General features: G+C 57.4%; 14 protein-coding genes and 1 tRNA gene. 6 read left to right on the top strand and 9 right to left on the bottom strand.

The annotated features are described in order from the left end of the window. Positions 1-77: 77 nt before the first annotated feature. Entirely contained in the window at positions 78-410 is a 333-nt protein-coding gene (locus tag AB7M29_RS21940) for a YceK/YidQ family lipoprotein (protein ID WP_454247936.1), read from the bottom strand. A gap of 193 nt (positions 411-603) precedes the next feature. On the opposite strand from AB7M29_RS21940, the gene AB7M29_RS21935 reads away from it, so the two are divergent. Continuing rightward, a complete protein-coding gene (locus tag AB7M29_RS21935; RefSeq protein ID WP_454247935.1) occupies positions 604-1,029 on the top strand; it encodes a cell wall hydrolase in 426 nt (141 codons plus the stop codon). Next, complete coding sequence (locus AB7M29_RS21930; protein WP_454247934.1) at positions 1,026-1,535, top strand: DUF2514 family protein; 510 nt, start codon at positions 1,026-1,028, stop codon at positions 1,533-1,535. The genes AB7M29_RS21935 and AB7M29_RS21930 overlap by 4 nt, the downstream gene beginning before the upstream one ends. Positions 1,536-1,546: 11 nt before the next feature. Here AB7M29_RS21930 and AB7M29_RS21925 read toward each other — a convergent pair whose 3' ends face one another. The 3 genes from AB7M29_RS21925 to AB7M29_RS21915 form a co-directional block, all read right to left on the bottom strand. Continuing rightward, a complete protein-coding gene (locus tag AB7M29_RS21925; protein WP_454247933.1) occupies positions 1,547-2,566 on the bottom strand; it encodes an FkbM family methyltransferase in 1,020 nt (339 codons plus the stop codon). Positions 2,567-2,951: 385 nt separating this feature from the next. Then, on the bottom strand, positions 2,952-4,802 hold the full coding sequence (locus AB7M29_RS21920) for a hypothetical protein (RefSeq protein WP_454247932.1): 1,851 nt from the start codon (positions 4,800-4,802) through the stop codon (positions 2,952-2,954). A gap of 365 nt (positions 4,803-5,167) precedes the next feature. Then, positions 5,168-5,255, bottom strand: a tRNA-Ser gene (locus tag AB7M29_RS21915). 124 nt (positions 5,256-5,379) lie between these two features. On the opposite strand from AB7M29_RS21915, the gene AB7M29_RS21910 reads away from it, so the two are divergent. Then, the gene (locus tag AB7M29_RS21910; protein ID WP_007898177.1) at positions 5,380-6,051 is read left to right on the top strand and encodes a Bax inhibitor-1/YccA family protein; all 672 of its coding nucleotides are present in this window, start codon (positions 5,380-5,382) and stop codon (positions 6,049-6,051) included. A 72-nt stretch (positions 6,052-6,123) separates the two neighbouring features. Here the strand turns inward: AB7M29_RS21910 and AB7M29_RS21905 are convergent, their stop codons facing one another. Genes AB7M29_RS21905 through AB7M29_RS21895 form a run of 3 tightly spaced genes read right to left on the bottom strand, consistent with a single transcriptional unit; the run spans position 6,124 to position 7,355 of the window. After that, positions 6,124-6,516, bottom strand: a complete 393-nt coding sequence (locus AB7M29_RS21905; protein WP_454247931.1) for a VOC family protein — start codon at positions 6,514-6,516, stop codon at positions 6,124-6,126. Between the two features lie 11 nt (positions 6,517-6,527). Beyond that, positions 6,528-6,860 carry a YceK/YidQ family lipoprotein gene (locus AB7M29_RS21900; protein ID WP_454247930.1) on the bottom strand — a complete coding sequence of 111 codons (333 nt, stop codon included), beginning with the start codon at positions 6,858-6,860 and terminating at the stop codon, positions 6,528-6,530. Between the two features lie 57 nt (positions 6,861-6,917). Beyond that, complete coding sequence (locus AB7M29_RS21895; protein WP_008006559.1) at positions 6,918-7,355, bottom strand: Lrp/AsnC family transcriptional regulator; 438 nt, start codon at positions 7,353-7,355, stop codon at positions 6,918-6,920. Between the two features lie 135 nt (positions 7,356-7,490). Between AB7M29_RS21895 and AB7M29_RS21890 the strand changes: the two genes are divergently transcribed. Further along, positions 7,491-8,384 carry a DMT family transporter gene (locus AB7M29_RS21890; protein ID WP_217856368.1) on the top strand — a complete coding sequence of 298 codons (894 nt, stop codon included), beginning with the start codon at positions 7,491-7,493 and terminating at the stop codon, positions 8,382-8,384. Positions 8,385-8,392: 8 nt separating this feature from the next. Here AB7M29_RS21890 and AB7M29_RS21885 read toward each other — a convergent pair whose 3' ends face one another. Together AB7M29_RS21885 and AB7M29_RS21880 are read right to left on the bottom strand one after the other, a co-directional pair. Next, entirely contained in the window at positions 8,393-9,433 is a 1,041-nt protein-coding gene (locus tag AB7M29_RS21885; protein ID WP_217856366.1) for an FUSC family protein, read from the bottom strand. 47 nt (positions 9,434-9,480) lie between these two features. Next, on the bottom strand, positions 9,481-11,106 hold the full coding sequence (locus tag AB7M29_RS21880) for an NADP-dependent glyceraldehyde-3-phosphate dehydrogenase (protein WP_454247929.1): 1,626 nt from the start codon (positions 11,104-11,106) through the stop codon (positions 9,481-9,483). Between the two features lie 199 nt (positions 11,107-11,305). Here AB7M29_RS21880 and AB7M29_RS21875 point away from each other — a divergent pair, with 199 nt between their 5' ends. Further along, complete coding sequence (locus AB7M29_RS21875; protein ID WP_217856362.1) at positions 11,306-12,193, top strand: Dyp-type peroxidase; 888 nt, start codon at positions 11,306-11,308, stop codon at positions 12,191-12,193. 13 nt (positions 12,194-12,206) lie between these two features. Beyond that, positions 12,207-13,175, top strand: coding sequence for a Gfo/Idh/MocA family protein (locus tag AB7M29_RS21870; protein ID WP_454247928.1), 969 nt, complete (start codon positions 12,207-12,209; stop codon positions 13,173-13,175). The last annotated feature ends 143 nt before the right edge of the window (positions 13,176-13,318 follow it).

Raw genomic sequence — 13,318 nt, 5'->3', positions numbered from 1 at the left:
GCTACAGATTATCCCGAGCGCCGGCAAGCAAGTCGACGTTATTGCATCTGTACAGGCTGAGGCAGGCAGCGGTGGTGTTATTCGAAGCGAGCCTTTGGAATATCTCCGTGCTTGTTCTGCAGGTAAATTGTGTATGGCAAAACTACGGTGTCAGCGACCCCAGACAACGCCAAATCGAAAACGATCAATGGCGCCGCAGGATACCCATCAAAGCCCACAGAACGGCGGGGTTCTGCATTCAAAGTGCAGTAGTTTAATGCGGCACCGCTGTAGATCCGTGGAATGAAGTCGCAATGGGAGTGCCATCGGGCTAGCTTGTTGCTAGAGACCATGTCATCTCTGAAGACAGTGTTGATCGTCCCGCAACCAGTTAAGAAGATCGACCCCAAAAGAATGCTCACGAATTTCATTTTTGCGCTTCCTTGCTTTGCTTGATGGCGATTTTTTTAAAACAAATCAGACATTCTGTCTGAGTCACCACTAATAAACCACAACCTTACTGAGCAATGAGTGGCTTAGAAACGCCTCTTCATTAGTTCAGTACCTGAAAAATAATCCATGCGCCGGCCAAGTTGCCGGCTTTTTTGTGTCCGGAGAATCTTTATGACTGCAACCGAAAAAGACCGCGACATCCTCGCGCGCACACTGTGGGGGGAGGCCCGCGGTGAGTCCCTGGCCGGCCAGATCGCTGTAGCCTGGACGATCCGCAACCGCGTGACCGACGGCAAGGCTAAATCGTGGTGGGGCGAAGGGTATGTCGGCGTGTGCCAGAAGCCGTACCAGTTCAGCTGCTGGAACAGGAATGACCCGAACTTCGCCTACTTGAGTGGTGCGAAGCAGATTCCGTTTCGCGAGTTCGCCCAGGCGCAGATCGCCGCTGATCAGGTAATGGCCGGGAAAGTGCCAGACCCCACTGGAGGCGCCACGCACTATTACGCGACCTCAATGCCGAAACCACCGGTTTGGGTTAAGGGAGCAAAGCAAACTCTGGTGCTCGGCCACCACATCTTCTTCAAGGATGTGCCATGAAACCGATTTGGCTGCACATCCTTCCTTATATAGCTGCGCTGGCAGTGATGGCTGGTGCGCTGTTTGGCGCCTATCACCATGGGCTGTCGGTGAAGGATGCCGAGTGGCAGGTTGAGTGGAATAGCCGCGATGCCCGAGACGCCACAGCGAGGGCTGCCAACGAGTCCGCCGAACGCACCAAAGAACAATCCCGTCAACTCTCCATCAACAAGGCGATTCAGGATGGCCAACAGATTATTGATCAAGCAGTTGCTGATGCTGCCACCGCTCGCGCTTCTGCTGACGGCCTGCGCGGGGCGGCCGACACCCTTGCCAACCGCCTCGCAGCCAGTGAAGCCAGCGGCAATTCCTGCACTGCCGCCGCAAGCAAGGCAGCTGCCCGCGCCGCAATGGTGCTTGCCGACGTGCTCAAGCGCGCTGACCAGCGAGCGGGCGACCTGGCTGAAGTTGCTGACCAGGCCAGAGCTAGGGGATTGACTTGTGAGCAGGCGTACGACGGACTTTGAAGCAGGATCTTTTATGCGAGCATTTTTTTCAGGGTCCGAATCGGCGCTGTCAATTTCCAGCTGGTCGACGCAAGGATTTCATTGTTGCGGCGTAACGCGTCGTTGAGCTCGACCGTCAAATCATCAGCCAACGTTTGTAGCTGAGCGGCATCGTTTTTAAGTTGGTCAATATCTCTGGTTAACCTTGCATTGTCCTCAACCAAAGGATCAATCACAGAGACTACTACCTTTGGTTTCGCGGCTTCAAGGTTCGCCAAGCGCGCTAAGATGTCTTGCTTATCAAAACCAGCCACGATATTGGTGTACTTCATGCTGATGAGGTGCCCGTGGCTTGCAATCCTTGCCTCCTCGGCATCAGTTAGATCCAGGTATTCCCCGGCTTCCAACGCATAGACCACAGGGAAAATAGCCAATAACCGTTCCCGGAACTCTGGTAGAGATATCCGACGGAACATATTCAAACACCAGTGATTCATTTCCAAGACGACACGTGGCTTGTACTTACTCAGTGTTTGCAGTGCTCCCTCGAGCACCTCAAGTTCAAATCCTTCGACATCGATCTTCATGAAATCGAGGCGGTCCAAACCAAGAGTCGCGAACGTTTCATCTATCGTTTTCACCTCAACATTTACTGTGAAGTGGTTTTCTTCTTCAATGTGAAAGGCGTCGGCGATGAACGATCCCGAAAGATTGTCGTTATAGCCCTGCATTGGCAAAAATCCGGGAGTGCTGCCGAAAGCGAAGTTCCAGATATTCACGTTTGAAGCTTGAGAAGTATTTGCCTGCAATAGGACGAACGTTCTTGGTACAGGCTCGACTGCAACCACTTTGCCTTCGTTGCAGATGGTGGACATTGCCAAGGCAGTCAGTCCGATGTTTCCGCCAACGTCGAGTGCATGCGAATTTTTGTCACATAGCCGCTGGATCAGTTCTGTCAGTTCGGGATCGAACGTCCCGTCTATTGATCGTGCGTATGAGTCATCACCGATGATCTCAAATGGGGTCCCTGCAATTACTATTTCCTTGTGCACGATCAAGCTCCAATTTTAACGTTGATCGCTATTGTGGGTTTCTTTTGCGACTAGAGGCAAGAGCCGTGGTTAGCCAATTTTGGATTAATTCCGGGCGTCGCGTGGGAGGAATTTGCGTAAGCGGATGGCGAACACACCTACTGAACTCCAGAATTTGCTGCCCCGGCGCATGCTCAACGACATCACCAACGACGGAGGCCGAGGACTGATCGCGCTGCGGGCGTGCCAGGCTTGCGTAAGGACAATCTCACCTTAGCGAGGCTTTGGCTCTCGCGCATATCATAGGTCAGTCGAGGGTAGCGGGGGAGGGGGCGCAGTTCCATATCGAGCATGTGCAGCACCTATATAAAGAATAGGTGCTACTCACGCCTCTAATCGGAACGTATTAAGGGGAAGGGGTCAAGGAGATAATTTTAACTCCTAGTCCAAGTACGCGGATATCTTCGGACTGACCTAGTTGTTTTGGCGATACAGAGCCTGGCGCTTTAAACACGATTCGTAGAGAACCATCCCGGATTAAAGCCTTAGGAATTTCCGCAAAGCGTGGGCCGCTGGGTTTGGCCAAGTCGAATGTCCACTTCGCGATCTCGATGCCATTAGCCTCAGCAATGATTGTCTGGCTGGGGTGTTGTTCGGTTAGGTAGGCCATGGCGTCGACATCGAGGCGGTACGAGTTTGTTGGCAGGTTCAGCAGAATAGAGCCGTCCTTGTTGCCGAGCGACCATGCACCCCACGCTTCTGCGCCACCCCACCCATCACCGGCATACTGCCAGGCACTTCCGCCTGGAATGAAGCTCAGTTGCTCGCCGGGCAGATAGCTGTTCAGGCATGTCGGACTGACAACTACGTAGCCGCCAGTTTCGGATAGCTTCGAATCGCAAATTTTGTCGATGTATGGCGTGCGGCGCATCATCAAATATTCCGCGCCGTCCTTCATCGCTGTCCCACGCAGCCACGAAATAGCGCGCGCATCGAATGGGTGTTGGAACGCTGTGAGCGTCACCATCACGTTACCCATCAATGGAAGTGTGCCGTCATCCGAAATCGTGTTGCCAGGCTTGAAGTCGGCCAGCTGATACTGGGCAGCGTTGTTCGCGTATGCCAGCGCATTAACGATTGGCGCTACTGGCGTGGTGTAACCCTGCAGGGCGAACACTGATGCAATGCCGGCCAGTACGGGTGTAATCAACCCAGCACGCAGGGTCTCTTTATTGCCCCAGTAGTGCGACGTTATCAGTCGTGCTGCGTTCATCATGCCCAGCGTGAACACGATGAACATGTGTTTCTTGATCGCGTAGTCAGAGCCATCGCCATGCAACTTGAGCATGGCGAACTGCAGAACAACCAGGCCAACAGCTGCGATCACGGCAGAACCAAGGATCACATCGGCGTATTCGCCCTTACCCACCCAGTACCGGCGCAGGTTCCAGGCGCCGACGGCAGCGCAGATAAGTGCAATCAGCAGCGGCGCGTTGTAGCCAAAGACAAGGTAGCCGTCGTTCCCGGAGATCTGGCGCATAACCTTGAAAGCCGGGTTGGTGTACACGATTACCGCGGCGCCGGTCACCATAATGACAAGGCTCGCGGCGTTCAGCTTGCGCACAAACGGGCTCTCGTTCCATCGATTCCACAGCTGGAATGCAGCCAGGGCGCAGCCGGCAGCGAGGACGTGGACTGCTACTAACGGCTGGATCCACATAGTGGCAAAGCCAGCGATCAAGAACGCAGCTGTTTGTTTCCAGTTTTCCCGATTGTTCAAGGCCCACAGCAGCGCGCCTAAATACACCACATCAGCAACAAGCTGCGGGTAGAAGTAGTTTTCAACTACCTCCCAGCCTATCAGGGAGTGAGTGAACATAAGGGTGGAGAACAAGATAGTCAGCACCAGCACTCGCGCAAGTGATCCGGCGCCTACCAGGCGGATGATCAGCACGTAGCACAGATAGACAGCAATAATAGAAACGATGGAAATCCCGACAAGGCCTGAACCGCCGATCCAGCCAATAATGGTTGCCATCCAGTGAGCAGCAGGCGGATAGAGGGCCATGGCGCCGATACGCTCAAAGGCGCCCGGCATAACACCCGCATGCCTCGACAGTTCGTCGACCAGTAGAAGGTGCTGGACAAGGTCAAAGCTGCTGGTCTGGATGTAGCGAGCGAACCAAAAGGTGAGGAAAGACAGTATCACTGCCCCTAATACTAGGTGGCTCGCATTGAGCCGTAGTTTGCTGTTCATATGTTCCCTATATTTATCGAGTTACAGGATTTCCCCGGCCATTGATTAGCCGTTCACCATCGTCTTGAAGTTTTTGCGCTGATCTTCGGTCATGCCGTCCCTGAGCGCATCCAGGTAATCCGCGTACCACTGCATCATGTGTCGACGCTGGGCCATATGCCTGGCGGCGGATTCTACAAGCGAACGTCAGGTATGTCAGGTTTGTGGGATTGTGTTCGTTCGGCAGGACGCCGGAGGAGGGAGAAAACTGGAAAGTTTTGTAACGGTTACCAAATAGTTTTGTAACGCCTCAAAAATCCCGGCGAAAATCTCAAACCCCAGAAACGACAAAGCCCTGAATAATCAGGGCTTTGTCGTACATAAGATGGCGGAGGCGATGGGATTCGAACTCATGGACCTGTTACAGTCGACGGTTTTCAAGACCGTTGCCTTAAACCACTCGGCCACACCTCCGTTTGCGTTGCGGGCGCCATAATACCTGAATGAAACACACTGTCAAACTCTCTGCATGGCTTGTTACAGAGCGTCTGTTATGATCTTTGCGACTGAACGTTTCAAACCCAACAGGAGTGTCGCCATGCGCGAACAGGATTACGCAGTTAATAACAGCGTGCAGGCTGAGCAGCTAGAGGTTAGCCGCGTCCTGCGCAACACTTACGGCTTACTCGCTCTCACCCTCGCATTCAGCGGCGTGATGGCGTTTGTCGCGCAGCAGATGCGTGTCGGCTACCCGAATATCTTCGTGGTGCTGATCGGCTTCTACGGCCTTTTTTTTCTTACCAACAAACTCCGTGACTCGGCGTGGGGCCTGGTGTCTGCGTTCGCGCTGACCGGTTTCATGGGTTTCCTGCTCGGCCCGATCCTCAACCGTTACCTGGGTATGCAGGGCGGCGCGGAAGTGGTCAGTTCGGCCTTCGCGATGACCGCGCTGGTGTTCGGCGGCCTCTCGGCTTATGTGCTGATCACCCGTAAGGACATGAGCTTCCTCGGTGGTTTCATCACAGCCGGTTTCTTTGTGCTGCTGGGCGCGACTCTGGCGAGCTTGTTCTTCCAGATCAGCGGTCTGCAACTGGCGATCAGCGCAGGTTTCGTGCTGTTCTCGTCGGTGTGCATTCTGTTCCAGACCAGCGCCATCATTCACGGCGGCGAGCGCAACTACATCATGGCGACCATCAGCCTGTATGTATCGATCTACAACCTGTTCGTCAGCTTGTTGCAACTGTTCGGCATCATGAGCCGCGATGATTGATCGCCAGCCCTGAGTAAAAAACCCGCTTCGGCGGGTTTTTTATTGTCTGTGATTTGGCTCAGCGCGTTGGTTTCAATCGGGTTCGTGGCAACACACGCAGAGTTTGTTGCCGTCCGGGTCGCGCATGTAGGCGCCGAAGTAGTCGGGATGGTAGTGCGGACGCAGGCCGGGCGGCCCCTCGCAGGATCCACCATGAACCATGGCCAGTGCGTGACAGCGGTTGACGATCTCGCGACTCGGCGCAAGCAGGGCGATCATCTGCCCATTGCCCGGTTTGGCCGGCTGTTCGTCGAACGCTGTGCCAATGACGAACAGCGGACGCGGTGCATCCTTGCTCATCCACGCAGCCCAGGGTTTGCCGGGGTCGCAAAATTTCATCTGCAGCTGCAGTGCATCCATGATCGGTTGGTAGAACGCTAATGCACGATCGAAGTCGGTGATACCGATAAAAACGTGGGACAACATTCACCTGCTCCTTATTCGGCCACAATGATGCTGCCATCAGCCTGCTGCCGATAAATGGTGTAGGGCAGCAGCATGGTATCGAGAACGCCGGAAATCACTACATCCAGCAGGACAACGGGCGTGCCAGTGCCATCATATTGGTACTCATCAATGCCCGGGCCTGGAAGCGCATGCAGGGTGCAAAAATCATAAGTCACGCCGCTATAAATCCGTGGAACCGCACCGCAGTAGGTTTTCCGTTCTTTAAGACGTTTCACCGCAGCCTCGTCACTGCGCACTACCGTCTCGAACGTACCGCAGCCGGCGAGCATCAGCGCCGCCAGTAACATGACTTGAGTTTTCATACCGCCAATCCTTCGCCGGAAAAAGATCAATCTACGCTTTCGCGAACAAAACAGCACTCACGCCATCGGTGGCAACCGGCGTTTGACCGGGGTCTTCTTGACGATGGCGGTGTTGGTTTCGGCGTGGCTGTTGAGGCGATCGAGGAGGGTGTCCAGTTGTTCCATCGAGCGCACATGCAGGCGGGCGATGAAACAGTCGTCGCCGGTGACTTTGTCGCACTCGGTGAATTCGGGGATGGCCTGAATCTGTCGCTCCACTTCCTGTAACTGGCCCGGCAACGGGCGGATGCGGACGATGGCCTGGAGTTGATAACCGAAGCATTTGGGGTCGATCTCGACGGTATAGCCCTTGAGCACGCCACGTTCTTCGAGGCGGCGCAGGCGCTCGGCGACGCTGGGCGAGGACAGGCCGCTGATCTGTGCCAGGGCCTTGAGCGAGCGGCGTGAGTCTTCCATCAGCGCGCTGATCAGCACTTGGTCGATGTCGTCGGTCATGGCGAATCCCCTGTTAGGCAATCAGCTGAATAAGCCTTGATAAAAAAGGCAGAAGCCGAGTTTAGCCTGCTTTTTGCGCTGGAGAAGCCCCCCGGTGGATTGGCATACTTTGGGCTCAAACACGGGAGGTTGATGATGGACAAAACACTACGTCGCGGCTCATTCGAGATGACCGCCGCCATGCTGATTTCCGGGACCATTGGTTGGTTCGTGCTGGTGTCCGGGCAACCGGTGCTGGACGTGGTGTTCTGGCGCTGCGTGTTCGGTGCCGCCACCTTATTGCTGATCTGCGCGGCGTTCGGCTTTCTGCGCCCTGGCATTTTGACGTCCACCACTTTCCTCCTGGCCGTGCTGAGCGGTGTGGCGATTGTCGGCAACTGGGTGTTGTTATTCGCATCTTACTCCCGCGCCTCGATTGCCATTGGCACGGCGGTTTATAACGTCCAGCCGTTTATGCTGGTGGGGCTGGCCGCGCTGTTTCTGGGAGAGAAAATCACCCTGCAGAAACTGTTCTGGCTGGGCATTTCGTTTCTCGGCATGCTGGCGATTGTCAGCGCACATGGTGGGCAGGGCGAGGGCGGCAACGATTACCTGATGGGGATTGGTCTGGCGCTGGGGGCTGCCTTTCTGTATGCGATTGCCGCGCTGATCATCAAACGCCTGACCGGTACGCCACCGCATCTGATCGCGTTGATCCAGGTCTGCACCGGCGTGCTGTTGCTCGCGCCCTTTGCGCATTTCTCGGCGATACCGCAAACGCCCGATGCCTGGGCCAGTCTGGTGACTCTGGGCATCGTGCATACCGGTCTGATGTATGTGTTGCTCTACGGCGCGATTCAAAAACTGCCGACAGCGCTGACCGGTGCGCTGTCGTTCATCTACCCGATTGCGGCGATTTTCGTTGACTGGTTCGCCTTCGGCCATCGCCTGGAGCCGCTGCAATGGATCGGTGTTGCCGCGATTCTGTTGGCCGCCGCCGGGATGCAACAGGGGTGGGGCTTAAAGCTTCGGCGGGTGGCTACACAATAAACAGACTCTCAGATGTTCCAGCGCGGTGCGGTCTTCGCCAAGCGCTGGCGCATCTCGCCGATGTTCGCGGTCAATTGTCGGGTCAGCAATCGATAGCCATCCAGCGGACTGTAGACCGGCGCACCGAGCGTTGAGTCTGATGGCGATTCGGCTGGCCGGCTGAGCCGTTGCGAAGCGCCCGATTTCAATGCCCGGGCCATACCGATCAGTTGCACCCGAATCTGTCGATGTTCAGCTTTCAATGCCGATTGCAGATGGGCCATTGCCTCGGCGTCATCGGCATTCGGTCGGCTATTGCCGAGGATTTCCAGGATGCTGACGCACATCCGCAGATTGCGCTGAATCGCATCGAGTTCGGTCATGGAAACTCGCACTTCCTTGGACACCGAGGGCATCAATGAGCGCAGTTGTATCATCACCGTGTTCAAGCGATTCATCAGTTTCAGGTGTTCGTCAGCGGTGACGGACTCACCCTTGATGATGCGGCCGTAGATTGCCGCGCAGTCGCGCAACGCATCGGCCAGGTTGTAGCGCCAGGAGTACACCGCATAGAGCGGCAGGGCGAAGGAGAAGGCCAGTGCCAAGGCGATGCCGATCAGAATATCCACCCCGCGCCACAGGCCATCGGTGACCGGGTTGTCACCGTGCCCCGCGACGATAAACACGGTGATCGCCGACAGCAGCGCCGTGTAACCGCCCTTGCCGATGGCGTGGTACGAGAAGAATCCGCACACCACCGACATTGCGAAATAGGTCAGCCACGGCATCCCGAGCCAGGCCTGTTGCGCCACCAGCAACAAGCCGACGCCGGCCCCGATCAAGGTGCCGATGGCCCGCTCAGCGGCTTTTTTGCCGATATTGCCGTGGTGTTGCAAACCACCGATCACCACCAGCATGGTCACCGACGCCCATTCGCCGTGGGGCAGGTTGATACCGGTGGTCAGCAGGATCGTCGCCAGCAATCCCAACGAAACCCGCACCGCATGGATCAGTTTGGCGTGGCGGTAGCGCCGGTACGGGTCCAGTAACGGACGCAGTATCCGGCGCAACAGCGGTGGCAGTCGAAGGCTTCTGATGATGCTCAGGCTCGGTGTCCTCAGAAGATGTAGTCAGTGGTCAGGAAGCTCGAGTTTCGTCCGCTGATGATCTCGCTGAGAAGCTCTTTGCTGCTCTCCTGGAATTTGGTCGCCACCAGTGTCCGAATCGAAAACACTCGCAACGCATCATGCACCGACAGCGTGCCCTCGGCGGAGTTCTTGCGGCCGTTGAACGGATAGGTGTCCGGACCGCGCTGGCACTGGGCGTTGAGGTTGATCCGGCCGACTTGGTTGGCGAACGTGTCCACGAGCCTGCCGACCGCCACCGGGTTGGTGCCGAAAATGCTCAGTTGCTGGCCGAAGTCGGACTCCAGGACGTAATCGATCACGGTGTCCAGATGACGGTAAGGCACGATCGGCACAACCGGGCCGAACTGTTCTTCCTGGTAGACGCGCATCTGCGGTGTCACCGGGTACAACACGGCCGGGTAGAAGAACGATGCGCGGGATTCACCGCCGTTGGGGTTAACCACGGCTGCACCTTTGCTGACCGCGTCTGCCACCAGCGTGTGCAGGTAATCGACCTTGCCTGATTCCGGCAATGGCGTCAGGGCCACGCCGCTGTCCCACGGCATGCCGGGTTTGAGGCTGGCGAGTTTGGCGTTGAATTTCTCGATGAACGCCTCGACCACGTCTTCATGGACGAAGAGGATTTTCAGCGCAGTGCAGCGTTGACCGTTGAACGACAGGGAACCGGTGACGGCTTCATTGACCGCGTTGTCCAGATCGACCTCCGGCAGAACGATGCCGGGGTTCTTCGCATCCAGGCCCAGCGCCGCACGCAGGCGGTGAGGCCTTGGGTGGAGTTTTTTCAGGTCGCTGGCGGCCTTGTTGGTGCCGATGAACGCAAAGATATCGATCTTGCCGCTGGCCATCAGCGCACTGACGGTTTCGCGGCCGCTGCCGTAAATGACGTTGATCACCCCGGCCGGGAAGCTGTCGCGGAACGCTTCGAGCAGCGGGCGAATCAACAGCACGCCGAGCTTGGCCGGTTTGAACACCACGGTGTTGCCCATGATCAGGGCCGGAATCAGCGTGGTGAAGGTTTCGTTCAGCGGGTAATTGTAAGGTCCCATGCACAACGCCACACCCAACGGCACGCGGCGGATCTGGCCGAGGGTGTCCTGTTCCAGTTCGAAGCGGCTGGAGCGGCGGTCGAGCTCCTTGAGGGCGTTGATGGTGTCGACGATGTAGTCGCAGGTGCGGTCGAACTCTTTCTCCGAGTCCTTGAGGTTTTTGCCGATCTCCCACATCAGCAACTTGACCACCGCCTCGCGCTGTTCGCGCATGCGAGCCAGGAAGGTTTCGACGTGCTGGATACGCTCGGCCACGCGCATGGTCGGCCACAGGCCCTGGCCGCGATCATAGGCGCGGACGGCGGCGTCGAGCGCGGTCAATGCGGTGTCGGCATCGAGCAGCGGCGTGCTGCCGAGAATCACTTGTTCATCGCCATTCGCACCGCTCAGGTACACCGGACTACGGACTTGGGCGAGGGGCCCGGACCAGGTTTTCAGTTCGCCATCGACCAGATACTCGCGCTGCTCGGTCTGGCCGTTGAGGCGGTATTTTTCCGGGACGTTGTCGGCGGTGGGAAACAGGTTGCCAAGGATCTGTGCTGTGGTCATGTCGCTACCCCGTCTGGATTGGGTGATGCGGATAAGGTGTTATCGCTACGTTCCGTTATTAGGTCAAGGCCTGATCAGCATAGCTGAATCGTTTTACCAAGATCGCAACACATTGTCATGACCCGCTGATCTTTTGACCTGAGCGCACACAACTGAGCATCCCCCGGTTAAACTTCACGCTCTTTCTGAAGGAGTTCATATGAGTTATTACCAGCCGGGCATTCTCGCCACCCCTGTTCCGCCTCAAGCTCGTCATATGTTCTTCGCCCTTGAATCCGCCGAGGCACTGCCGGCTGCGCTGGATAATCTGATGCGCCTGGTGGACGGAAAGTCGGCGGTCGTCGGTTTCGGTGAATCCCTGGTCAAGGCGCTGCACGCGCAGATCGACGGGCTGCGTGCCTTTCCTGCGCTGGTCGGTGTCGGCGTCGACAACCCGTCGACCCAACACGCGCTCTGGTGCTGGCTGCACGGTGTTGACCGTGGCGAACTGCTCAATCGCAGTCATGCGATCGAAGCCGCGCTGGCACCGGCCCTGCGTCTGGTGCAGATGAACGAAACCTTTCGTCACATGACCGGCCATGACCTGACCGGTTACGAAGACGGCACCGAAAACCCTCACGACGAAGCCGCTGTGGCCGCCGCGTTGTTGGGCGAAGGCGCTGAGGGACTGGTCGGTGGCAGCTTCGCCGCGATTCAGCAGTGGCAGCATGATTTGAAAGGCTTTCACGCGATGCCGTCCCATGAGAAAGACAACATCATGGGCCGGCGCCTGAGCGACAACGAAGAACTCGACGACGCGCCGATCTCCGCTCACGTCAAACGCACCGCCCAGGAAAGCTTCACACCCGAAGCCTTCGTGGTCCGTCGCTCGATGCCGTGGATCGAAGGTGATCGTGCCGGCCTGATGTTCCTGGCCTTCGGTTTTTCCCTCGATGCGTTCGAATCCCAGCTGCGGCGCATGAGCGGTCTGGAAGACGGCATCACCGACGGTCTGTATCGCATCAGTCGGCCGATCACCGGCGGCTACTACTGGTGCCCACCGCTCAAGGACGGTCGCCTCGACCTGCGCGCACTGCGCATCGGTTGAACCTGCAGTGTCTATGAGCGTGGTGCGCTGGGGCATGATTGGGTGCGGCAGTGTGGCCGAGCGCAAGAGCGGGCCGGCGTTCTACAAGGCGCCCGGCTCGGCGCTGTTGGCGGTGATGGGACGGCGTCTGGAGGCGGTGAGCGATTACGCCGCGCGTCACGGCATTGCCCGGGCCTACACCGACGCCAGCGCGCTGATCAACGACCCCGAGGTGGACGCGGTGTACATCGCCACGCCCCCCGACAGCCATCACGCTTACAGCCTGCAAGTGGCTGCCGCCGGCAAACATTGCTGCGTCGAAAAACCAATGTCGCTGAGCGCCGGGCAAAGCCGTGAGATGCAAAAAGCCTTTGCCGAGGCCGGACTGCACCTCTTCGTTTCTTATTACCGACGCTCGTTGCCGCGCTTCCAGCAGGTTCGGCAATGGCTGGAGGAGGGCCGGATCGGCGAAGTCCGGCACCTGATCTGGACGCTGACCAAAGCGCCTTCATCGAGCGACCTTGGCGGCACAGACAACTGGCGAACCGACCCGGCGATTGCCGGCGGTGGTTACTTCGCCGACCTCGCCAGCCATGGCTTCGACCTGTTCCAGTACCTGCTGGGTGACATCGTTGAGGTCGCCGGTTTCACCGCGCATCAGGCTGGTCTCTATGCCGCCGAAGATGCCGTCAGCGCCAGTTGGCGATTTGCATCGGGGGCGTTGGGCATGGGCTGCTGGAATTTTGTGGCGGACCGTCGCGAGGACCGGGTCGAGGTAATCGGCAGCCAAGGCCGGATCAGCTTTTCGGTGTTCGACGAACATCCGGTACAGCTTGAGGCCGATGAACACCTCAGCCTGCACATCAAACATCACGAACACATCCAGTGGCACCACGTGCTGGGCATGAACGCCCACATCCGTGGCGAAGCGCAGCATCCGGCACTGGCCGAGCAAGCGTTGAAAACCGATTGGGTGATGGACCAGATCCTCAAGCGCGATTGAAGAAATAGAACGCGGCATCTACCCGTGGCCCTACTTGGCAAACCTCGCCCCCGAAAACGACTGATATCCCTGTGGGAGCGGGCAAGCCCGCGATGGCGTCGTGTCAGGCGACATCTATGTCGAATGAGAAATCGCTATCGCGG

This window comes from Pseudomonas sp. F-14 TE3623, from assembly GCF_053629015.1.
The sequence above is the reverse complement of the archived record's forward strand: the minus strand, read 5'-3'. Positions and strand labels throughout refer to the sequence as shown.